Origin of the sequence: Legionella tucsonensis (assembly GCF_001468035.1) — a bacterium.
GTDB classification, from domain to species: Bacteria; Pseudomonadota; Gammaproteobacteria; order Legionellales; family Legionellaceae; genus Legionella; species Legionella tucsonensis.
This window is the reverse complement of record NZ_LNZA01000001.1, coordinates 2,251,702-2,273,606: the sequence shown is the minus strand read 5'-3', so window position 1 is coordinate 2,273,606 and position 21,905 is coordinate 2,251,702. Positions and strand designations below refer to the sequence as shown.

The window sequence follows — 21,905 nt, the reverse complement described above, 5'->3', positions numbered from 1 at the left end:
AATATGCGAGGTTGAGATAGAGAGCTTTTACTCCCTGGAAACAGACTCTATTTTGATGGGAAAACTTTTTGAACCGTCTGCTATCTTCGTTAAAAATTAGTTAGAATGATGAGCTGAGTATAAATTAAAGAGAGATAATGACCAGAATCATTCTTAATAAAAATCGATTGCTTGCTCGACTTGTTCTGATGGTTTTTATTGGGATAAGTTATATGGTTCAAGCTTATGCATTTTTTCCTGATAACAAGAAGCAAACCAATACAACTTCTATTTCTGCTCATGCCAATCCAAAACAAAATCAAGAAATTATTGTATTAATACATGGTTTGATGCGTACATCTCTGAGTATGTGGCCATTAAAAATTTATCTAAAAAAACAAGGTTATCTTGTTTATTCCTATAGCTATCCTTCTGCAAAATACAGTATTCAAGAGCACGGGGTTTATCTGCATCAGTTTATTAAAAATTTATTAGAAAAAAATCCAGGTGTTAAAATTAATTTTATTACTCATAGTCTTGGAGGCATTATTACCCGAGAGGCGTTATCCAGCCTTTCAGCAAAACAATTAAAAAATATTGGCAGTCTCATCATGTTGGCGCCACCAAATCAAGGTTCAAAATTGGCGAAGCTTTCTACTGAAATGTTTCCCATGCTCACTTCTCCAATCAAGCCATTGATTGAGTTGAGTTCTGATCAAACCTCATACGTGCATCATATATCGGTACCAAGCATTAGAATAGGGATCATAGCAGGACGCTATGATGCGAAAGTACCACCCGAGTTTGCTCGTTTAGAAGGACAAAATGAGCCAGTGATTGTTAATTCCAACCATACTTTTATTATGAATAATGCAAAAACGAGGCAGTTAATTATGAGTTTCTTAAAAAAGGGAGCTTTTGTACCCTAGCAGTAGGGCGTAACTCTAAAAAGTGGATGAAAATTTGCTCTAGTAGAAGATAAAATCCTGGTCGTTACCAGATTGTCATCGCCATTTTTAGATCTTCTTCTTCTTGATCTGCACCCCAATCATAATCTGTTCCTTCATCATAACCTCGAATCATAGAGCTTAACGTACGGATAATGAAAAGAATAGGATGAATGGCAATACTGACTACACTGAGTGCAGTACCTACCAAATCATCGACAAGATTTAAAGCATGGCTTGGTAAACTGGGCCAAAAAAAGGGATTTAAAAGAAAAAATGGGGTAGTGACTACTCGTAATAAAAAAGCAGTAAAGTCATACAGGGCGCGAAATATATGACAGAAAAAGCTGGTAAGGGCATCAAGATGAAAGCCAAAATTATAGTAAGGATAGAACTTAAATTCTGCATAAATTGCAGCAGCTGCTGTATATGTGGCATTAAAAAAGGTACTCAGAATATTTCTCCTGAGAAAACAACAGAGCGCCATCTTATCTCATTTTTTATTATAGTGCTATTGTTTGAACTTAACTCAAAGAATTGTTTACTGAGCAAAGTAAACACTTAACGAAAGTAATTTTGAAAGAATCTATTGTAAAGTGGGTAAAATTGATTGTTTATTTTATTTTAAAGTGTAGGTTTAGATCCCTAAGCGAATTGATCTGGTATTTGTTTTCTCAAAAATAAGTTCGGAAATTTCTTTACTTAAAAGATCACGCACGGCTTGTTTTTTTTCTGGAGTGAGCTCAGCAAGTAAATCCTGATATACACTATGCTCATCGCTAAAGGAGCATTGGCAAATACCATTGATTTCTCGAAGCTGTTGACACAAATAAGTAATTGAATCATTAAGTTCATTGTCAGGTAACGCTATTTGAAACTCATTTTCAAGCTCTGCAGCTTGAGCATAGGTTGCTAAAAGTAATAAAGTATCAAATACCTCAAGACGTTTCGCTTTCTCGCATTCATCAGGAGTTTTCTCAAAGATATCGCGCATAGAGTCAATAAACTGTGCTACTTTAGCTTTCTCGCGCGTGATTTTTTCTAGTAAACGAGCATCCATTGGATTTTCCTTTTAATTTAAAAATGATTTATATCACATTAATTTTTCACTTTATATATTATAGTTTCAAGTTGTCTTTTAAATTGATAATCTGTTATCGCCTACTAGTGCCCGCTGTAAACTTGCTTGGGAGTCAATGATTTGTTCGACCATTAAGTCAATATCTTCATGCATCAAACATTCTTTCTGAACTGCTTTCAAACTACCGTGTTGCCCATACAACAAAAGCATTTGTAATAAGGGTTTTTCAGCTGTATTTTCTCGGATTTTATCTTTGACTTGTTCTGGCTCGAGAAGCTCCATAATTATTTTCCCCGCTTCTTTTTTAACAGTTAAACAAGGCATGTTATTTTCACCATTTAAAACAATTTTAAATCCATAATCCATTACTGCGAATAATGAATCAATCTGAAATTCAGGCCGTTTTAATTTGTCTAAAAAAAGATGTTGATTACTTTTAGCTTGAACATTCACTCGTGCTTTATTGAAAAAAGAGGCCAAACATGCCAAGGAACCTTTATCATGATGAATAGTTAGCGTCTTTTCTCCATGCGTATCTACTGTAGCAATCAATGGAGGTGTTGCACCGCGAGGTATGTTGGTATTATAAAACGCAACAGTTGTATTAGGGGCACAAGAAATTAATAGGTTGATGCTTGCCGTTTTGTGCATATGAAGTAAACTGGTTGTGTTCACATAACGTCCTTTATCAGCCGAACCACTTTCTTCTTGTTTTGCTCTATCATAAGAGCGTTTAACGGCCAAAGACATATCATCCAAACACGCACAAACTACAACAGAGTTATTATTTTTTTCTACTAAAGCTTTTTGTGAAGGTTTATAAGTCACACCGTCTATAATTACATTGGGTCTTTTGTCTTTTTGACCTAAAATACGCTCTTCAACAAGCTCACTGATCAAATAAGCGCTATCTTGTGTACGGATAAAGACTTGATCGGTTTCCTGTTTTTCAAACTCCTCTGTAAATGGCATAAATATGCCTCGATAATCATCTGTGGCTAATGAGACATAATCTTTTCTTTGTTCTCTCTTAATATATTGATTGGAAATAGTGCTTTTACCACTAGCTGCTGGACCTAAAAAGACTAAATGACGATTATCGGCAAATGAATAAACTGTTTTCTTTTCCAGATTATATTGTTGAGCGAAATAGCCCAAATTGTTGTCCAAAAATTCGGACATCATTTTATTTATTAATTGTTTTTGGATTTTATTTTTTGCCATGACTAAACATGATTCGAATTTTGATTGATATTCGTGGTTGTTCTTTTCCAAGGAGGGATATATTTTTTCCATCCTTTCGTGAGCATTTTGGACACAACGCTGATGTAGTTCTTCTTCTTTCAGTGAAGCAGAAATTTTTGACCAATTAATTGTGAGTTGAGGATAATGATTGCTTGATTTCAAGATTTCATGAAATAAATTTTGTGCGAGTGCGTTCACTTCTTCAGTATCAACTTGGTAATCTGTAATTAATCGTGCTGAAAGATGAAGCATCAATGCTGTTTGCAATTTGGGTACCAGGACATCAGTTAACCATTCTTCATGAGCAACATTAGCATGCTCTAGTTGCTCCTGAATATCACCTTCCATAAAATTAGGCTGTAATATACGATTATATGTTTCCTGTAATTTTCTTTCCCGAAGACTCCATCGATTAAAACCTTTGAGTGTTATAACATGTCTCATATTGAAATACTCAACAGCAGCTTCCCTCACTTTATTTATTTTTCCGGGAACTAATTTAAATGAACCTGCGGGTGGAGCCAGTTCCTCTCCTCTTCGTGGCATAACGACTTCTACTTCAGAACGCAATGTTTCTAATGAAAGCATTTTATGACCTTCGCGAGTGCCTCGTGTGATCCTGATGCTATCCAATTTTTTTCTATAAGGTTTTGTTACTTTAACTGATGGAGTCAACTCTGTTTTATAAGAATGAAGGACATCCAGCAACGGTTTTTCCCCAGAAAGATGAATTGCTGTCCTATGTTCTTGTCCGGGAGGTGTTGGTAGCTTCACCAGAGTGGTGGATGCCCCGTTATCGCCATTTTTTTTATTGTAAAATTCAATCCCTGCATGAATCACTTCTTTGGTTAATTCACTGATACCTTGTATTTCTCCATTTAAATTCCCAGGAATAACATCAAGTATTTCATTATTTCGGTTATAGAGGATTGTCATGACATAATCATGAGGATTAACATGTGTATAAGCAATTTCACCTAATTTCGACTTACCCACAATTTCTGCAAAAGGTTGAGAATGAAATGATTCTTTACCACGAACGATATAGAGAATCTTTACATCTTTCATACCACCAAATTTGAGGGCCACATCAAATTTATCTGTAACTGAACGTGTTCCACCAACCCCTGTAGTTGCGAAGGTAGCGGCTGCTCCGGAGCGAATTTCATGCTTTTTAACATTATTTTCCTGTCCAGCTAATAAATGGCTGTCAGCAGAGTATTCGCCAGTTCGAGTCATTTTCTTGGCAAAAAAAACTGTTTCTTCGAAGGAGTCATTTAGGTATCCCCCTCTAAAAACAACAGGTGCTTGGGTCATCTTTAAGCTATCATTTTGATAACTTCGAACGGTATGATAATGATGAACATCATTTTTAAGATATGTTGTTAGTTTTCTTTTAAGTTGTTCTCTAAATACAAGGAGAGGAGGTAAAACAATGCCTGATTCATCTGTTAAAAGAGATTGGCCTTGTTTAACTTTTATATCGCGTGCGGTAACAAAATTTCTATCATTTACTAAGCCATTAACTAAATTTACCAAGTTCAATTTCCAAATTTTATCTGTATCCTGACCGTCTGGGACATATTGAATTGCTTTATCATTGGATGTAAGGAATAGGATTTTTTTGATAAAATTTTCAAAATTACCTGTTATTGAAGGCAACTCATCCCCAGGTTTTAAGAGTGGGGTGCTGCTATAAAATTTTTTAATTTCTTTTAAATGAATGATTAATTGAGCTATTTTTTCATCTAATGCCTTATCTTTTGCATTTGGATTATCATCAAGGCTAGCGATTAGGGCGGTGATACTCTTCATTAATTCACCAACTGCATTGATCTCTTTCTTACATTTTTCATTTATTTCTGCGGGTTCTTTTATTTGTGTTATCCAAGTATCTAGCGCTTGGTTATAACGTTGACATGCTCCGGTAGCTAAAAAATCTTTTAAGCGATCCAAATTTCCCTGATTTAGCCACTGATAAAGATTAAACTTATATCCTTCATCTTTCACCAGATCGACTGCTGGCAAATGAGATAAAAATAAGCTTGTGCCAACATCACTCTCCAAAAAAGTGATTCCTTTATCTCTTAAGGCTACAGTATCATGCAGTGCAGTATCTCCGGTATGACCTCTTTGAGATGTGATTTTTAAAAGATCAGGTAAATGGCTTCTTAACTCTTCTTCAGTAGTTTTTTCATCTACAATAAAATTACATTCGCTGAAATTAATTGTTGCGGTAATTTCACTGCCGCTTAGGTCAATGACCGTATAGTGTAATTTGTCATGGAATAATGTGATATATAAAGTATTTGTTTGTAGCGGTCTTGATTTGGGTGGTTGTAACGTTAAATCATAGCCCATTGCATGGAAAAAATTTAATAGTGATTGACTATCAATTTCTTTAGGCACTTCTACTTGGCTATTTTTGATTCGTCTCTTATTAAACTCAGCAGCAAGATAATAAGTAAATGACCGGAGAAAAGATTCATATAATGGTTCATTTGCCATAAAAGCAATGAACTGATAATAATCATCTTCTTCTGTTATCCTGTCGAAATTAGGGAAGCTCTTAGTTAATTTTTTCTGTACGTACAAAAATTGAATGAATACTTCGTCAAATTGTTCCAGAGTGAAAATTCCCGCCGACGCTAAGTGTCCCAGCGTCAGTTCCGTAGATTTTTTAGCGGTAATATGTAATGCTAATTTTTGTACAAACAAAGCATAACGTGGATTACACTGTAATTTCTCTATCGCTTTTTTTAAGCGTTCCTGATTGAATTTCTCATATCCTATGCTCTGAGTTATTTCATCTTGAATATTAATTTTTTGTTTTTTAGCATCTTGCAGGATAACAAGAGCAATTTCTGGTGCAATGTTATCCCATTGGTAAATTCCATCAGTAGCTTGTTGCTGTGAATAGCTGGTAGCAGATAGACCAATAGCGCTACGAAAAGTACGATGATATTCATATCGTGACAGGTCTGTATCAGTCAATGAGTCGAAATTTATTCTTTGTTTTGAGTATAATCCCGGCATATTTGTATCAATATGAATAATTAATGAACTAGTAATTTATAGCACAAGATTATTAAGAGTTAATGAAGTGATTATTAAACTTTTATTAATAAAGAATAATTCGAATTATAGGGTGTGTTGACACTACACCCTATAAACGCAAAAAATTATTTGTCAAATCAATGACACAGGAATATTTATATCTAGGAACAAACCATCATGCCAATCGTACGAAGAAGCGACACAAAGTTTTAATGAATTAATTTTCTCTTATCTCTAACCTCTAATCAGCAATACTGGGGTTTTGGATATGCGTATGACTTCTTCCGCAACACTGGTAGTAAGTAGATGATGAATTCCACGACGACCATGAGCCCCTATAACAATCAAGTCAGCAGATATTCCGGTTGCTTCATCAACAAGCTTTTCAGCAATTTTTGCTTTAGAGGGGGTTAGTTCAGTGAGTTTCATTTCAAATTCTACTTTTGAGCGACTGATTATTTTTTTCATTGAGTTTAAAACTTCTTGTCCTTGTTTTCTGGTGAGCTCAACAAATGACTCTCTATCGACATCACCTTCGTACAGCGTATCAATTATGTGAATCACGCATATCTTGGAGTTTTGGTTTTTTGCGACTTTAATTGCTTCTTTCAATGCTAAAATGGAGGCTTTAGTGTCATCCACAGCTACCATAATTCGTTTATACATAGATAAGACTTCCTTGCCAGTAAAGTTGTTTATTTAATAATACATTAGCTTCGCTTGCAATAATTGATATTATATATCTTTACACTGCTGTGTGTGCTGCTATTAATAGAGAGTATGTTGTAATTCTTAGTGGAGATTGATAGATTAAAAAAATTAAGGATATATGCTGGAATAAGTTAGCGGCCCTAAAAATACTTTTGGCTAAATGATTGATAGGAAGAATGAATGTTTTTTAATCAAAAAAAAATTTACTGCACTTTATTATTACTGGGATTATATTCATCAACAGCAAGTTCTGCCGGGCACGTTCAGACACATCCCCCTGTACATAGAAATGGTTACGGACTGATACAGGCGGGCGGTTCTTGGGTGCATCAAGGTCAAGCGCAGCATATTAACATTGACGGATTAATTGGTGATGATTTTACTGTAACGAATCACACGGATGAAAATTTTTTAGTTGGTCTGGCTTATTTCGTGGATGGTCACCATACTAAATTATTTGATATGGCCTATGGGCTAAATGCTTATTATCTGGCTAAAACTTCAGTAAATGGGTATGTAATTCAAGAGGGCTTATTCAAAAATTTATCATACCATTATAATGTAGAGCATTTCCCTATTTATGTAATGGCCCGTGCCGCACTTAATACAAAGAACCCGAACTATGGATTAATTATTGATGCAGGTATTGGCCCTAATATTATCAATGCTCGTGATTTTAAAGAGAGCCCACTGGACGGTCAGACACTTCCTGACAATGTTTTCTCTAGGGATACCGCAGCGCAATTTAGTGCTACCGCTGGAATTCATGTAAAAATGAATCGCGTTTTTCATGATGTGCCCTTGGAATGTGGTTATCGCTTTTTCTATTTAGGGAAGGGACATTTCTATTCCTTCACCGAGCAAGTAATCGATCCATTAAACACAGGAAATACCTACGCAAATGCATTAATCTGTGGGTTGGAAATGGAAACTTAAAATGAGGGTCTCTTTCTATTTCTAGTATTTATAGTAAGTTGAAGTATTAAAGCAATAAACATGGATAGGAGCTGTGGAGAGTTACAGAGATTTATTTGTCTATTATGGTTTGTTTATGACATCGGTATATGATTTTACCTGTAGCAAGCTCAACAATTTCTCCTTCAGCTCCTGAATGTTCCAAATCACATTGAATACTCAAATGTATTTTCAATGCATCAATGTTGTTTCCGGTTGTTTTAGAAATGATTATTTCCTCTATTTTAACTATGGCTTCATAGGGATCTTTTTCTATAGATGAGTTCATATCCGATACCTCCAATTTTCCTGCTCCTATATATAGTATAGTGCAAACTAGTTCGTTAACTGGCTTAAATACGTACAAAATTGGGACGGCAACCTAGGTGCAGCGCAGCATTTATCGGGCTGCGCTAAGGCTTGATTCTTATATCGAATTGAGGTTAGTTGCAGAGACTTTTATAAGCAACAACGAGACTATTTGGATTGGAAACTGGTAAATCTGTATCCGCACTCCACATAATGGCGCCTTTAAGTTGTTTATCCTTGATAAATCTACATATTGCTTTAACTACTTCGGGAGATTGGTAACCAACAAATTGTTTCGCTGTTGAATTGTAGAGATAAGAACCGGTAATGAACGAATTATCATTTTCATCCAAGGCATTTACATGGTAAATCTTATAATGGAATTGATTTACCAATTTATTTACGGCCTTATAAGGTAAAAGACCATCCTGTATTGAATATTCAGGAGCAAAATGGCTGGCACCAGACCAAGGTTGTTCAAAGCCTGGAAGAGTGGAGTTTTCACCAGACTCTACTCCAGAAAAACCTCGTCCATAGGCAGCTAAACCTACTTGTAATTTTTCTTTAGGCATTCCGTATGCAAGAACCTGCTCTGTAATGGAGTCGGTTGCATAGTTTATCGCAAACTCACCTTTATGGAAGGTATCAGGTTGTTTTAAATAAGCGTGAACTGCAGTATAGGGATCACTGTTTTGTGACCAGGGACCATGTAAATCATAGGTCATTAAATTGATGCTGTCTGCATAATTTGCAATTTGTTTAAACCAGCCGCCATCGACTGATTGGTTGATTTTTTCTAAATAGTTTTTATTCACGGTAATGGTTACAGAAATATACGCATCTTTACCCAAAGTTTTTCGACTGGCTTTAACTAGGTCAAAAAGATGTTTGTAGTCTGCTAAAGTGTTTGCATCGGGCGGTAATTGGCCGCCCGTTTGCAGATCAATAGGTGGTTCAAAATCGTAATCAATTCCCTTTAGATTTTTAAAGTGATTCATCCAGGATTTAAATTGATTTAGGAATTTGTCTTGATTGGCAAAGATTGCCGCAAATGTGGCTGTACTGATTCCTTTATTATCTACAGTATTCGCTCCGCCAATGGCAATGATACGCTTTGCGGTATATTTCTTGGAATGAATAAAAGCACCAAAACTATTGAGTTGTCCTACTCCTTTTTGATCTGTGTAATTAAATAATTCCTTTTGACCTGTGTTGCCGTTCATTTGTACGGAAGTACATGCGCCTTGATTTGCAGCGCAAAAATCCAGGAAATCTTGAGTTTCTGGAGGTAAAGGTGATATCCAGGAGCCCTCTAAAGGTAACTCGCCCCAGAGATCGGCAAAATGCATTAAACCATCCCAACTGGAAGGGATTGGGTATAGTGCCTGATTGGGATCTTTACTATTCCATACTTGTAAAAAGCTCCAGGCAACGACATCAGCCTTATTGAATTGAGCAACCATTTCTGGATTGGAAGCATAGGCTAATTGTCCATAAGGTCGACCATTTTTATAAGCGCCATCATATTCATAAGGATTTTGACCATACATAGACCAATTAGTGGTATATAGAGTTAACGTTGCATTGGCTCCTGCAGAAATAAGAGACGCAGCAAGCATGGTTAAGCGCATAATTTTTTTCAAAAAAGTCATTATGATTCTCCAATGGACAAGTGGTTAAATTTTAATGCTTGTAATTGGTGAGTAACCACTGTCATTTATGACAGGGGTCATAAGGTTAATAATTGATGCTCTAATGCCTTAGCTAAAGATTGGTATTTATTTTTGGCGCCTAATTTTTTATTGATTTTTTGAATATGAAAATTGATGGTTCGCTCGCTGATTTCGAGTCGTTGTGACATTTCTCTGACTGAGTACTGTTCTGCAATCAACAATAAGCATTGAATTTCACGTTGGGTTAGATGAAATGCTTCCTTTTCACTGACCTGATCTAAAAGATGGGTCTGGATGTAGTGATAATAGTGATGTGCTGCAACAAAAAATTCATATTGTGCATAACTATCTTGTAAATTACATTGTTGATTTTGCATTTGTACTAATAACAAAATTGCAAAATTATTATGCGGACCGTGAATAGGAATTGATAGACCTGATTCCGCGCCAAAGGCTATTGAGTCTTTGCGCATTTTACGCTCTGACTCACTGGTTGCTTGTGCCAATTGCTGTTTTAAATTCCAATAAATCGGCAGATGATTGTTATAAACAAAGTTTAGTGTACTGTCGATGTTATGGTATTGTTCAGCAAGGTAATGTTGATGCCAGGATTTGAAATGAGTAGAACACATATCATATTTTAAGCGATTGGCTGAATTTGGATGATAGGCATAATACGTGAATGAAAATGTTGTAATACCTTTTTTGTTTAAATAACAACTCAAGGCATAATCACAATCATTCAGTGAAGATGCTTGCACTAATTCATTTTCTAATGTCACGAGGAAATCAATCATACTTATTCATCACCCTGCGGTTATAATGACTCGTGAAATGAGACTGGTTATCCATTGATAACTCTGTGAAGACGCTAAGGAAAGCACTGTTAATTCCAGTTTATTGCTGCATATATTGTAACATAATCAGCCAATAATGTAAAAAAGAACTCAACTCATAGCAGATAGGAATGTTGAGTGGGTTTTGCGGCTGGTAGTTGACACTCTAATTCAATAAACTCTCCCAATTCTTCTTTCATCTTAGCAATATATGTATCTAGAGGTTGTAGCAGTTCTACGGGATTTTGAATGGTCATGTTCTTTATTCGTTCTGAAATAAGTAGCATGTCTTTAGCACAAATTGTTTTGATTTTATATTTGAAAAAAATATTCTCATTAATATATGAAATAATTTCTTGCATATTTGCAGGGATTTTCACTTCAACTATGGGTTTGGCGGAATATAATTTAAGATAGATATTTGCTTTCTCTAAATTAGAAACGGTAGGATTTATCAATAGAGCCAGTTTTTGCAAATGTATTGAAAGATTTGTTTTAGATGATTTTGTATCCATCAACCATGCTGCAAGAGAAAAAGAGTTATCTTCCATGCCATATGCTACATTCGATTGATAAATGTATCCTAAAACCCCCTGAGATGTTTTTTCACAAGCAAGCATGACATAGGAATGTCCCGGTATGTCAATACGAATAATTTTGGGGAGGTCTCTTTCTAGTTCTTCACTAAGATGTACAAGGGAGGAAGTTTCTTGCTCGGAAGAAATCATTTCGTCCCCCGTTATCATTTTACAAAACGTATTTGCAATATCACCACATCCAACCGGTGAAAAAATGGAGTTAGTTATAGACGTATTGAGTAATCCATTTTGCTCCATTACCAAAAGGATTTTGACTGTAGATTCCAAATCTATTCCGGATAGAGCCAAATAAAGTCGAGCATCTGCCACACTTTTATGGCGTTTCGCATAGGAGGATAATACGAGTTTGCGAAAAACATAAGCAAAGCCATCTATTGATGAAAACTCATAATGAGAAAAAGGGAAAAACATGAATTTGCTTTGCATGAAAATAGAATAAAATTAGATATTATTATACAATACTGCAATTTTTTGTTATTTGTGGCAAGAATTTAATTAACTAAATATTATGCGCGAACATTATAAATTTTTTAAAGAAGTCAATACATTTAAAGCTCATGTTCAAATGATACTAAATCGTCTAAGAAAACAAAAAGATCCTAATTTAATTAATGCGATTAATCTTGTTATTGATGGACATTTCTATAATTCCTTTCCTGCAGAAATAGCGACTTTAAATACTCTTTTAAATCATCCAGAACAATTTATTAAAAATATAAACTCCGAGGCCAAAGAAGAAATTCAATCCGAAATTAAAGAAATGTTGAATTGTTTTGTAACTGAATTCTGCGATGATGCAATTTGCTCAAGGACGGTCTTTCGAATTTGAGGAAGATTGTTTCTTAATTTAGGGTGGTATTCACTGTTTTACTTGGGACCTTTACTGATCATCATCATTATCTTCTTCAACCCAGCAATCATTTAGAAGTCCAGGGGGGACTGGACGCCTTGGCATTGGTGTCGGATGAAACTTTGCTCCTTTTTCATTCCTGCTAATGCGTGCTGCTTCTTTTTCCCTATGGGTGTTGATAATTCTAGTTAAGGTATCAATTAAATTTTGTCCTTTATATAAGAAAAAGAGATCATTATCCTGTATGGATTCATCTGATTTGCATTTGCTAATTATAAATAAATTCGCATCATTCTTATCATTAAAGTTTGCAATTCCTCTTTTTTCTAAAGCCTTTTGGATCTTAATCATCACGTGGAAGGAAAGTTGGATAAGATTAGGATCTCCATTGCCTTCTGCATATTTCGCATAGGCAACAGAGATATGTTCCCTATTTATTTCATGTAATAAATCAAAATCATCATAGAGTCTGAAAATAATTTTTTGTTTTTCCAAATCTGCATTTGCTGATTTTTTCGTCAGAAAGATGCGCGCGTCATTTAATTCGTTAAACTCAGCAATGACTTTTTCCTCACTTCTTGCAAATTGTTCAGTAATTTTATATCGCATAATCTAATGAAAGGGTTGTTCCTGCTATTTCTCATTTTGAAACAATTTAGCTCTATAAATCTAGGGAATTGATTATTTACTCGAAAATAGGCTAAATCAAAGTAAATTATATCATATAAAGATCACACTGATATTTTTTTCTTATTTTGTGTTCCCCCAACACTGAGAATAGTAATAGAAGTCTCTTATTTTCTCTTGGACCACAGTTGCTGGTATTCCTGCTTTAAATTGGTAGATAAGCATTTTGGCACTGACAAGACGTTGTTGAAGAAGAGTCACCAGGGAGTGCGAGTTTTTTCCTGACTTGCCATAAAAATCGGTATTTAAATGGGATTTCAATTCATCAGCTTTTAATGAAGAATCTAATGTGATTGCTTTATACGATTCTATTAATTCTTCCTCCAATAAAAGAGGATTTTGAGTCATATTTTTTTCAGCTACAGTAATTGCTTCACAAAATCCTTCGAGCATGGAACGGCTAATCGGATCTTTGTCGGACATGTTAAATAAATCAGAAATTACTGTATGAGGAAGAAGGGGCGCAACCAATCTATCAAAGGGGAGAGCAAAACCATGGCGGTAATGATCACGATAGTTTTGTCCAAAAAACGAGTAATTTATTTTTTTAGCCGGGGAAAAGTCAGGGTCATCCAATGCTAGAGTATCTGCATGCCGTCCTTTGTAACTCAGAATACCTGCACAACCAAAATCAACAATAGCAGCTCGTTTTACTGCATCACTACCCACGCAATAACCGGAGTTGAGTAACTTGGAATTTAATAGGTCCCATAAATTAAAAACTAAAGCGACGGCATATAATTGGCCGAGAATTCTTGCTTCTTCTGATGTGAGTGATAAATGAGCACGTTTGGGTAAATATTTTCGTTCGAATAAAGGTTCTGCTTTGACTGCTTCTTTTTTTGCTAAAAATTCGGAAAAACTGTTTATGAATTTGGAAATGACGCCGATTGATTTATCTTTATCAACATGAAGATAGTTTTCAGGGACAACTATAATACCCTCAAACATTTTTTTTACCATACGCGGAATTAAAACCTCAAGAAAAGCACTTTCAAGTTTGATTGAGAAAATATGCACCATGGTATCAAATGAAGGTTTTTTCAGCTCCTCATTAGAAAGATATCCTTTAAATACATCTTCTATTGTGAGAGGGTCCGGTTTTTTAATCAGATAATAAGCGCCAAATTGATCGCATAATATTCTTTTTTCCGTGATTCCCTTTGATAAAGAAGATGCAATTTTCTCTGGAAGCGTATCTTTTATTACCTCTACAAGCTCAATATTAGGATGAAGTTTTGGCATGACTCATCTCCACAAAAAAATCAATAAATGTTTTGTTGATTCTCAGTTGCATGTATTTGAGTAAAAAATGCTTACTTATTTCCATCTTATTACACAAAGAAAGAAAAAGGCACTATTTTTATCTTGAGATTTGAGAAATGAGTGAAGTGTGGATTATTGGAAACTTTTTTTAACCTAAATTTTTTTTGGACTGATGTGATAGTTAGTGTGTTTTTCTATTCAACATAGCCAAATAATATTATTTACATAAATACAATTTGGCTATGGTCGAATGCAGAACTCAATTAAGCACTCATATATTGACCACCATTGATATCTATATTAGAACCCGTAATAAATCCCGCTTCTTCACTCACTAAGAATGAAACTACATTGGCAACTTCTTCGGGTTTTCCTAGACGTCCTACAGGAATACTGCTTGTGATCTTATCAAGGATGTCTTTTTTCAAAGTAGTTACCATGGATGTTTCAATATAACCAGGGGAAATGGTATTTACAGTGATGCCTTTATTTGCAACCTCCAGAGCCAAGCTTTTTGAGAATCCAAATAAAGCAGATTTTGTTGCCGCATAATTGCACTGCCCTAGTTGTCCTTTTCGACCATTTATTGATGAAATACAAACTATACGCCCGTAATTTTTCTCAATCATGAAGGGTAGAATGTTACGTGTAATATTGAATGTGCTTGTTAAATTTGCATCAATTATTTGTTGCCAATGGTGAGGCTCCATTTTTTTTAAGCTGACATCGCATGTAGCTCCCGCGTTATTTATCAGGATGTCAATACAGCCAAAGCGTTCAATAATTGAATCAGTGAGTGTTTCACAATCAGGAAAACTGATGAGATTAGCAAAAAGAATTTCAATATCATAACCTGCTTTTTTTTGTGTGGTTTGCCATTGCAATACTTCATCATGTTTACCATTTTTAAAGTAACATGCAACAACTTTATAATTCGCTGCGAGACGACGGCAAATTGCGGTACCTATTCCTCCTGTACCTCCAGTAACAACTGCTATTTTTCTATCCATGAATAAAATCTCCTGATAAAATTGGATATAGACTTTCTTTATGCTAGATTAAGCGTTTTGATATTATTCAAAATTTTATCGGAATATGGCTAGTTGGTTTTTACCTTGGAGTGTGCTGGTAAACCCTAATAAACTAAAAACTCAGGAAAATGGATAGAAAAGCTGTTAAAGATTTTTTCATTAAGAAAAATTAACCGCGTATATAGGGGATAGCAAGATGATGCTGTCTGATTATTTTAGTATTATTTAACCAAGGGAATTGATATGGGTTTTGCTAATGCAACTGTTTTTGTGGTGGATGATGATCCTGAAATTTGCCAGTCATTTCGTTGGTTATTTGAATCAGTGAATATCCCAGTAAAAACATATGAAAATGCTAAAACTTTTCTTGACAATTATGATGTCACACAAAAAGGATGTTTAATTATCGATGTGCGTATGCCGATCATGAGCGGGCTTGAGTTACTGGAATATATTAATCCTTTAAGAAATCAAGTGTCAGTGATCATGATCACCGGGTATGGCGATATTGCAATGGCTGTGCGCGCTATGAAAGCAGGTGCTGCTGATTTCATTCTTAAGCCGGTAAATCATCAGCATTTGCTGGAAATTACTCAAAAATGCCTTAAAAAGATGCACACTAATTCCACCCATTCTCAATCTTATTTCTATGAGCATCTGGATCGGCTGACCAACCGTGAACGACAGGTTATGGATTTAGTCATTGAAGGAAAATTAAACAAACAAATAGCCCATGAACTTGATATATCTATATCTACGGTAGAGGTCCACCGCGCAAATGTGATGCGAAAAATGGAGACTAAGACTTTAGCCGAGCTCATAAAAATTAATCTTCTTCATGCTTTTTCTAGTGATGAGCGCAATTCTTTAGTGAGGTTTGATGGGTAGACACAATGTGCATTAAATTTTTTGATAAAATAAAGGCACTCTAAATAGCGCAACGACATGCTATAAAGTAAGATTTATAAATAATCACAATGACAAAATAGTTTCTTACATGGATAGGAAGTGATATGATTTTAATTTTTTTACATCTATAGAGAAATAAATTATGTCAAAATTTCCGCATAAAAATCCTGCTGAGCTGCATCGATACTTTAGTCAACTAAGCCTGGATAAATTAATCGAAATTAACCACTCTTACGGACCGCATTTTGAGTCGTTGGAAAGCCGAATTGACAAGTGTCAGTTAGATTTAATTAATGCGAATAGGCGCTTGACCCAGCTGCAAATGTTGAAACAGACTCATCAACAAAATTATGAAGATGTTGAAGCTCGTGAAGCAGAATATCAATCAAGTCTTCAGAGTGTGCTTGCTGATTCCAATCCAATCGATCGATATATTGGAAGACAAGCAGTAGGCACTTCCCCAATGGTTGCGTATGCCGCCGAGTCTCAATCTATAATGACAAAAATATCGGACGTATCCCAACTAATTATCGACTTGACTAATACTATTGCGGCTTTAGAGCAAAAGAAAACAGCCGCAGTTTCTGAATTAAGAATTTTAAATAGGGTTATTGAAGAACAGAAACGACTCATGCCTGAGCCTACCTCAAGTCAATTGGCACTGTGATGCTAAATCTTGTCTTTGAGGGAAAATAAAAAGAGATTTAAAGTATTCGGTAACTCATTAAGTTATCGAATACTTTGCCTACTCTAAAATATCTTTAGTATAAATAAAATTGTTCCTTGCTTTTGTCATAAGTATTTTAAATTGTTGCAGGTGTTTCTCAGTTGCTGTTGTGGAATGTAAAACAAATTCAGAAATGCATAATGCAAATATGAGTCTGCGTATATCCCAGATTGTTTCCTGAAAAATATCAACTCGTTTTTTTGTTTCAGAGCTGATTTTAACTTCCAGTTTTAAATTTTCAGAACTAATTGCAATGGGGGCGCAATTCTTGATCACTTGACTTCGTAGTTTTTCGACAAAAATAAAGGTATTAATTTTTTCTGTCCGACACTTAATTATTTCTTTAACGATTTTGTTAAAAAAATTATAAACCATCATCTGGTGAAATAAATAGAGCTTTTGTGAATAACGATAGGCTTGAAATAAAAAATAATCACCTACCAGGACAATAAAAATACCAATCAAGGTACAGATACCCCGATTTAGCACCATTTCAAATGGACCTGCGGGTGAATTCACATCAGTAGTTTGTGCTAATAGTAAAAAAACTACAACAGTAATGAAAAAAACACTAATATCGTAGCGGCGTGTATTTAATGCTGAAACAGATAATCCAATGATACCGATGATAAATACCACAGGGATTAGTCGATAATTTAACTGCATTAAATAAATTAAAGGAATCAAAATCAACAAAGCGGAAAAAGTTCCACCGATACGATGAATAGCTCGTCTGATAATAAGCCCTGGTTCAATTCCTGCGCTGATCACCAGAACCGTGAGTAAAACCCACCATTTATGAGGTATCGTTGTAAATAAATAAATTAACATGGCGACGATAAACATAATTGCCAATTGAGTAAAGCGTGCATAATCAAGTTTCTTTTTCAGTTGTGCCGCAGAAAGCATAATTTATTCCAATGGATAAATGCTTGGTGTAAGCAATGCATAACGTAATGCTGTAATTTTGTTTGGGGTTCTATAGGCATTGCGGGTGTGCCGCATTGTGTGTAAGTTTTCATATTGAGCCTAAGCAAAAAAAGGTTGTTTTTTATACCGTACCAAAATACCTCATTCTTTGTCTCATAATATAAATTATCTAATGCGTGTTGGATATTTCTTATATTTACCGAGATACGACACGCCTGCATTATGTATTTTTTAGGAAGCATTCGTCGATAATTTCGTACCATTCCCAAATGGAGAATTTCCTCTCCTATAGGACTTTTATGATTTTGATTTAGCGCAGAATTAATATCTTCCTCAAGAAATTGAATAAATTTTTGCAGTGCTCTGTTCCATATGATCAAATAGACATTAGGGAAACATTTCAAACTAATGAATACAAAAATCATCGCCAATGTAGTTGATGAAATAAACCCGTATGCGACTTCAAGGTTAGCAGGAGGTTCAGTGCTCAGAACCACAGCTCCAGTTGCTATAAGCAGCATTGTTAAATTTTTTAATGCATAGAAATATTTTAATACACAGAAATAGGTTATTGCGAAGGCAAACACTGAAAAAAAGAAAAAGACTCCATGAAATGGATAAATAAGATAAAAGGAGACGTTGATGAGAATAATTGCCACAGTGATAAAAATCAGTAATCGCTCTTTTTCTTTAAAAGTGGTTAGCACTGGGGCTTCATACATACCTGCTAAAAGAAAAGGTGAAAAAAAAGTAAGGAAACTTACAGGCCGAAATATCCAATAAACATATACTTCTATAGTTGCAACGAAGAGACACTTATAAAGAGTAATGCGTTGCAATGCGTAAGGATCAACTTCATCAAGCCATCGCTTAAACTTTGATATAGACATAGGCACTTGTCCCAAGGCGTAGCGGGTAATGAGGATCAGGATCGGTAATTCGAATGATCACAGGAAGTCTTTGCGGTAATAAGATCCATTGATTTTCATTGGTGACATTTTGTAGCTGAGTACGGTTGTCCACTAATTGTCGGTTAGCTGACCAATAGTCTGAATCAATTACCCCATGAAACATTTTTCTTCCCAGATACATTCTGGGAAATATCAATACTTTTGCACCTTGACGCACATGACCCAAGTCTGTTTCGTTAAAGTTTGCTTGAATGTAAATATTATCTGTATCCACTAAAGAAAAAAGAGGCTGGTTAATATTTACGGGTGTTCCGATACTAAAAAACAAATTTTGGATAATTCCATTGATTTGTGCATATACCTCTGTTTGCTCCAAATTCACTTTGGCATTTTTTAATCGCGCGTGTAGGGATTTAATTTCATTTTCTTGCGCTTTAATTTGATGTTGAACAATTTCCAACTGTTTTAAAGCAGCATCCCATTTATATTTAGCGGCTTTTGTTTGTTGTTGGGAATTTTGTAAGGTAATAAGAGAGACCGATTTTAATGCGTAGCCTTTATAATATTTTTGATCATCCTGTTTGAGTCTGATGTAATTTTTTTGCTCGTTTTCACTGAGTTTGAGATCTCGCTCATAAGTGCTTTTTAATGCAGCCAATTGTGCTTCGGCACCTGACAAATCTGCACTAAGTTGTTCCACAGCATATATATAAGGTTTTTGAAAGACTGTGAAAAGCTTTTGGCCTTTTTTGACAAAATCTCCATTTTTTACATAAAGACTTGTAATGTAGCCATTCGTAAGGGCTGCGACTGGACGTACGTTATTGACGACAAATGCATTATCTGTGAAAGGGAATAAATAAGAAAAAACATAAATAAGGGTCGTTAAAATACCAATCAAAATGATGACATTGGCCAAAGTGAACCAGTGCTTTAATCGTACAAATCCCTGTTTAACGTGTAGACGATGTCTGCGTAAATGTATCATATATATAAGTTACCGTTAATTACATACCGAGTGCCAGGTTACATTCATTTCCCCAAAAGCTACTGAGTATATGCATATCCACCCGCCAAGTCTTGATATAAAATAACCAATGACATAGCGAGCTCCAGTTTGGCCAGATTTGTTGAGAGCGCCAAGTTATCCAAATATATTTTGCTTTGTAATAATTCTTTATAAGAAATTAATCCAGTTTTTAGCAATCCTTGTTGTAATTTGTATTTATGACGATAATCCTTTTCGGCACGTAAATAAGCCATGAATTTTTCATTCATGCGTCTGTTGGCAGAATAGTCACTATCGACTTCTTTTAAAATCCGTCGGACTGTTTTATTGAATTCAGCAGCTTTTGCATTATAAGCACCTTTACTTGCTGCAATTTTCCCTAAGGTACTGAGCGTAAACGTCCAATTGATGTATGCATCAGTTGCGTCAGCAAAATTACTGTTTGGCAAATCTACTTCACCTAGAAAATCATCTAACTGAATTCCCGGGAAAAAATCACTGTAGGCAACTTTAATACCTGCGTGAGAGGCTTTTAATGCATAGAATGCCATTTTCAAATCAGGACGATTATTTAATACGGTAGCGGGTAAGCTTCCTGGTTTAAAACGGGAAAAGTCTATTTTGGCGAAATTATTTTTATTGTTTATCCTTCCTGGATTTGCATTAATCAAATAACGAAGCGCATTTTCACTGACCACAATATTATGCAAGATAGGTTTAATTTGCGCTGCAATCAGACGCTCATCGGTTTGCAATTGGGCCAGAGCAATTTCATTTTCTAAACCAATTTTAATTTCCCCTCGACTCAATTTAATTAATGATTTCAAGTCACTATCTAGTTGTTGCAATAATCTTAATTGTTCTAATTGAGCAATTAAAGTGAAATAAGCTGATGCGATTTGGCCAATTAATGCCAGGCGCATTCCATCAATCGCAGCGCGGTAAATTTGAACATTGTATGTAGCTTGTTTCTGTTGCGCGTAAAGTTTCATAATGTTCACAAAATAATAGGGCCATATTCCATAAAATGCACCGGGTGTTCCAAGAGCGGGATTGGTGGAGTAACCGGCAAGTATTTGTACGATAGGAAGCCAACTAAGTTTGACTTGTCGCAATTCGCCTTGTGCTTGTTGTAAGTTTCCTATGGCAATATGAATGTCCATGTTGTTATTCAAGCCAGCTTTAATCAATTGATTCAATTCTACATCATGAAATTGTTGCCACCAAGCAACATAAGGCAAATCAGCTATGGGTTTGTAATCCTTTGTACTGGAAGGAAATTTAGGTGGCAAAACGATTTGCTGTTCAACACTTCTATTGCAGTTTGACAATCCTATTACCAATAATATCAAGAACAGTATTTTCTTTAACATGAATCGATCATCGTCTGAAGTAGAAGTGTATTTCTCATGCTTATTTATAGTGGGTTGTGTTAAAGGTTATTCATTATATTCCTTGAAATGGTTAGGATTAGTCAACACGTACTCATGATGAATTATTTAATCAACGTGAGTTCTTATTCATTCCACGTCGAATCACTTAAATGCTCGTCCATTGCTTTACCTGGAGCACATTCTTTTGAGAAATAACCATCACGGCGCTTGAGGTAAACATCTTTATAGTAATCAAGAGCATTTTGTTTTGCGATATTATCAGGAACTCCAAGTAGGATTGCTGTGCGGTAGTTTCTTTGTACTGCCTCACATTCGGTTTTTGCCTCATTATATTCACCGCGTGCGTGCATGCTTTCATGGGTTAAAATATTTAGTGCAATGATTTCATCCAAAGTTGCACGTTCAGGATGACTCACATAATCCATCAATAGCGAGCATTTGGGATATTGGATGACGATGTAACCAGTTTTAGGGTCCGCATGACCATAAACTCCTGGTTCTTCATCGAAAATTGTATCAAATAAGGTATTGCAGTGTACTTTTGCAGGATGATTTTCGGCTAATTGGCTAGCGACCTCTGTTAAGAAGCGTTCAAAACGCCACCGATGAAAAGGAGGCCATGCAAATAACAAAGCTAAGAACAGCGATGTAGCGAGATAGCCTTTGGAGATAGGTAGGCGCCCTGTGAGTTCTCGGAAAACCAGCCAGAAGAAAAATAGAGAAATCAGCGCCCAGAGCATGATGGTCCTTTTTAAAATGAGATCAGAATGGGATCTCATCGTGGTCTATTAATGACAAGT

The 21,905-nt window shown here is 35.4% G+C and carries 21 protein-coding genes; 5 read left to right on the top strand and 16 right to left on the bottom strand.

Going from position 1 to position 21,905, the window contains the following annotated elements; all coding sequences use genetic code 11:
- Positions 1–137 precede the first annotated feature (137 nt).
- Entirely contained in the window at positions 138–908 is a 771-nt protein-coding gene (locus tag Ltuc_RS10015) for an esterase/lipase family protein (protein ID WP_058521122.1), read from the top strand.
- Positions 909–972: 64 nt separating this feature from the next.
- Here Ltuc_RS10015 and Ltuc_RS10010 read toward each other — a convergent pair whose 3' ends face one another.
- The 4 genes from Ltuc_RS10010 to Ltuc_RS09995 form a co-directional block, all read right to left on the bottom strand.
- Positions 973–1,413: a hypothetical protein gene (locus Ltuc_RS10010; RefSeq protein WP_058521121.1), complete on the bottom strand. Its 441-nt coding sequence runs from the start codon at positions 1,411–1,413 to the stop codon at positions 973–975.
- A gap of 150 nt (positions 1,414–1,563) precedes the next feature.
- Positions 1,564–1,986 (bottom strand): hypothetical protein, encoded by a 423-nt coding sequence (locus tag Ltuc_RS10005; RefSeq protein ID WP_058521120.1) that lies wholly within the window; start codon positions 1,984–1,986, stop codon positions 1,564–1,566.
- A gap of 78 nt (positions 1,987–2,064) precedes the next feature.
- On the bottom strand, positions 2,065–6,288 hold the full coding sequence (locus Ltuc_RS10000; RefSeq protein WP_058521119.1) for a zeta toxin family protein: 4,224 nt from the start codon (positions 6,286–6,288) through the stop codon (positions 2,065–2,067).
- Positions 6,289–6,543: 255 nt separating this feature from the next.
- A complete protein-coding gene (locus tag Ltuc_RS09995; RefSeq protein WP_058521118.1) occupies positions 6,544–6,975 on the bottom strand; it encodes a universal stress protein in 432 nt (143 codons plus the stop codon).
- A gap of 225 nt (positions 6,976–7,200) precedes the next feature.
- On the opposite strand from Ltuc_RS09995, the gene Ltuc_RS09990 reads away from it, so the two are divergent.
- Positions 7,201–7,956, top strand: a complete 756-nt coding sequence (locus Ltuc_RS09990) for a hypothetical protein (RefSeq protein WP_058521117.1) — start codon at positions 7,201–7,203, stop codon at positions 7,954–7,956.
- 91 nt (positions 7,957–8,047) lie between these two features.
- On the opposite strand, the gene Ltuc_RS09985 is transcribed toward Ltuc_RS09990, so the two are convergent.
- The 4 genes from Ltuc_RS09985 to Ltuc_RS09970 all read right to left on the bottom strand — a co-directional run bounded on the left by Ltuc_RS09985 (position 8,048) and on the right by Ltuc_RS09970 (position 11,802).
- Positions 8,048–8,263, bottom strand: a complete 216-nt coding sequence (locus Ltuc_RS09985) for a hypothetical protein (protein ID WP_058521116.1) — start codon at positions 8,261–8,263, stop codon at positions 8,048–8,050.
- 154 nt (positions 8,264–8,417) lie between these two features.
- Positions 8,418–9,935, bottom strand: a complete 1,518-nt coding sequence (locus Ltuc_RS09980) for a glycosyl hydrolase family 18 protein (protein ID WP_058521115.1) — start codon at positions 9,933–9,935, stop codon at positions 8,418–8,420.
- A 77-nt stretch (positions 9,936–10,012) separates the two neighbouring features.
- The gene (locus Ltuc_RS09975) at positions 10,013–10,753 is read right to left on the bottom strand and encodes a helix-turn-helix transcriptional regulator (RefSeq protein ID WP_058521114.1); all 741 of its coding nucleotides are present in this window, start codon (positions 10,751–10,753) and stop codon (positions 10,013–10,015) included.
- A 155-nt stretch (positions 10,754–10,908) separates the two neighbouring features.
- Positions 10,909–11,802, bottom strand: a complete 894-nt coding sequence (locus Ltuc_RS09970; protein WP_238584107.1) for a hypothetical protein — start codon at positions 11,800–11,802, stop codon at positions 10,909–10,911.
- Positions 11,803–11,899: 97 nt separating this feature from the next.
- On the opposite strand from Ltuc_RS09970, the gene Ltuc_RS09965 reads away from it, so the two are divergent.
- Complete coding sequence (locus Ltuc_RS09965; RefSeq protein WP_058521112.1) at positions 11,900–12,220, top strand: hypothetical protein; 321 nt, start codon at positions 11,900–11,902, stop codon at positions 12,218–12,220.
- Positions 12,221–12,271: 51 nt separating this feature from the next.
- Here Ltuc_RS09965 and Ltuc_RS09960 read toward each other — a convergent pair whose 3' ends face one another.
- The 3 genes from Ltuc_RS09960 to phbB form a co-directional block, all read right to left on the bottom strand.
- Positions 12,272–12,850, bottom strand: coding sequence for a hypothetical protein (locus Ltuc_RS09960; protein WP_058521111.1), 579 nt, complete (start codon positions 12,848–12,850; stop codon positions 12,272–12,274).
- Between the two features lie 141 nt (positions 12,851–12,991).
- On the bottom strand, positions 12,992–14,173 hold the full coding sequence (locus Ltuc_RS09955; RefSeq protein ID WP_058521110.1) for a hypothetical protein: 1,182 nt from the start codon (positions 14,171–14,173) through the stop codon (positions 12,992–12,994).
- Between the two features lie 284 nt (positions 14,174–14,457).
- Positions 14,458–15,204, bottom strand: a complete 747-nt coding sequence (phbB, locus tag Ltuc_RS09950; protein ID WP_058521109.1) for an acetoacetyl-CoA reductase — start codon at positions 15,202–15,204, stop codon at positions 14,458–14,460.
- A gap of 264 nt (positions 15,205–15,468) precedes the next feature.
- Here phbB and Ltuc_RS09945 point away from each other — a divergent pair, with 264 nt between their 5' ends.
- On the top strand, positions 15,469–16,113 hold the full coding sequence (locus Ltuc_RS09945) for a response regulator transcription factor (protein ID WP_058521108.1): 645 nt from the start codon (positions 15,469–15,471) through the stop codon (positions 16,111–16,113).
- 163 nt (positions 16,114–16,276) lie between these two features.
- A complete protein-coding gene (locus Ltuc_RS09940; protein WP_058521107.1) occupies positions 16,277–16,801 on the top strand; it encodes a hypothetical protein in 525 nt (174 codons plus the stop codon).
- 78 nt (positions 16,802–16,879) lie between these two features.
- On the opposite strand, the gene Ltuc_RS09935 is transcribed toward Ltuc_RS09940, so the two are convergent.
- The 5 genes from Ltuc_RS09935 to Ltuc_RS09915 form a co-directional block, all read right to left on the bottom strand.
- Positions 16,880–17,770: an FUSC family protein gene (locus tag Ltuc_RS09935; RefSeq protein ID WP_058521106.1), complete on the bottom strand. Its 891-nt coding sequence runs from the start codon at positions 17,768–17,770 to the stop codon at positions 16,880–16,882.
- Complete coding sequence (locus Ltuc_RS09930; protein WP_058521105.1) at positions 17,749–18,681, bottom strand: hypothetical protein; 933 nt, start codon at positions 18,679–18,681, stop codon at positions 17,749–17,751. The genes Ltuc_RS09935 and Ltuc_RS09930 overlap by 22 nt, the downstream gene beginning before the upstream one ends.
- Positions 18,662–19,690, bottom strand: coding sequence for an HlyD family secretion protein (locus Ltuc_RS09925; RefSeq protein ID WP_058521104.1), 1,029 nt, complete (start codon positions 19,688–19,690; stop codon positions 18,662–18,664). The genes Ltuc_RS09930 and Ltuc_RS09925 overlap by 20 nt, the downstream gene beginning before the upstream one ends.
- 59 nt (positions 19,691–19,749) lie before the next feature.
- Complete coding sequence (locus tag Ltuc_RS09920; RefSeq protein ID WP_058521103.1) at positions 19,750–21,084, bottom strand: TolC family protein; 1,335 nt, start codon at positions 21,082–21,084, stop codon at positions 19,750–19,752.
- Positions 21,085–21,227: 143 nt separating this feature from the next.
- Entirely contained in the window at positions 21,228–21,845 is a 618-nt protein-coding gene (locus Ltuc_RS09915) for a hypothetical protein (protein ID WP_058521102.1), read from the bottom strand.
- Positions 21,846–21,905 lie beyond the last annotated feature (60 nt).

Bases quoted from the DNA above. Each gene is read 5' to 3' on its own strand.
- Ltuc_RS10015 (WP_058521122.1), top strand. From the start codon at position 138: ATGACCAGAATCATTCTTAATAAAAATCGATTGCTTGCTCGACTTGTT.
- Ltuc_RS10010 (WP_058521121.1), bottom strand. From the start codon at position 1,413: ATGGCGCTCTGTTGTTTTCTCAGGAGAAATATTCTGAGTACCTTTTTT.
- Ltuc_RS10005 (WP_058521120.1), bottom strand. From the start codon at position 1,986: ATGGATGCTCGTTTACTAGAAAAAATCACGCGCGAGAAAGCTAAAGTA.
- Ltuc_RS10000 (WP_058521119.1), bottom strand. From the start codon at position 6,288: ATGCCGGGATTATACTCAAAACAAAGAATAAATTTCGACTCATTGACT.
- Ltuc_RS09995 (WP_058521118.1), bottom strand. From the start codon at position 6,975: ATGTATAAACGAATTATGGTAGCTGTGGATGACACTAAAGCCTCCATT.
- Ltuc_RS09990 (WP_058521117.1), top strand. From the start codon at position 7,201: ATGTTTTTTAATCAAAAAAAAATTTACTGCACTTTATTATTACTGGGA.
- Ltuc_RS09985 (WP_058521116.1), bottom strand. From the start codon at position 8,263: ATGAACTCATCTATAGAAAAAGATCCCTATGAAGCCATAGTTAAAATA.
- Ltuc_RS09980 (WP_058521115.1), bottom strand. From the start codon at position 9,935: ATGACTTTTTTGAAAAAAATTATGCGCTTAACCATGCTTGCTGCGTCT.
- Ltuc_RS09975 (WP_058521114.1), bottom strand. From the start codon at position 10,753: ATGATTGATTTCCTCGTGACATTAGAAAATGAATTAGTGCAAGCATCT.
- Ltuc_RS09970 (WP_238584107.1), bottom strand. From the start codon at position 11,802: ATGTTTTTCCCTTTTTCTCATTATGAGTTTTCATCAATAGATGGCTTT.
- Ltuc_RS09965 (WP_058521112.1), top strand. From the start codon at position 11,900: ATGCGCGAACATTATAAATTTTTTAAAGAAGTCAATACATTTAAAGCT.
- Ltuc_RS09960 (WP_058521111.1), bottom strand. From the start codon at position 12,850: ATGCGATATAAAATTACTGAACAATTTGCAAGAAGTGAGGAAAAAGTC.
- Ltuc_RS09955 (WP_058521110.1), bottom strand. From the start codon at position 14,173: ATGCCAAAACTTCATCCTAATATTGAGCTTGTAGAGGTAATAAAAGAT.
- phbB (WP_058521109.1), bottom strand. From the start codon at position 15,204: ATGGATAGAAAAATAGCAGTTGTTACTGGAGGTACAGGAGGAATAGGT.
- Ltuc_RS09945 (WP_058521108.1), top strand. From the start codon at position 15,469: ATGGGTTTTGCTAATGCAACTGTTTTTGTGGTGGATGATGATCCTGAA.
- Ltuc_RS09940 (WP_058521107.1), top strand. From the start codon at position 16,277: ATGTCAAAATTTCCGCATAAAAATCCTGCTGAGCTGCATCGATACTTT.
- Ltuc_RS09935 (WP_058521106.1), bottom strand. From the start codon at position 17,770: ATGCTTTCTGCGGCACAACTGAAAAAGAAACTTGATTATGCACGCTTT.
- Ltuc_RS09930 (WP_058521105.1), bottom strand. From the start codon at position 18,681: ATGTCTATATCAAAGTTTAAGCGATGGCTTGATGAAGTTGATCCTTAC.
- Ltuc_RS09925 (WP_058521104.1), bottom strand. From the start codon at position 19,690: ATGATACATTTACGCAGACATCGTCTACACGTTAAACAGGGATTTGTA.
- Ltuc_RS09920 (WP_058521103.1), bottom strand. From the start codon at position 21,084: ATGTTAAAGAAAATACTGTTCTTGATATTATTGGTAATAGGATTGTCA.
- Ltuc_RS09915 (WP_058521102.1), bottom strand. From the start codon at position 21,845: ATGCTCTGGGCGCTGATTTCTCTATTTTTCTTCTGGCTGGTTTTCCGA.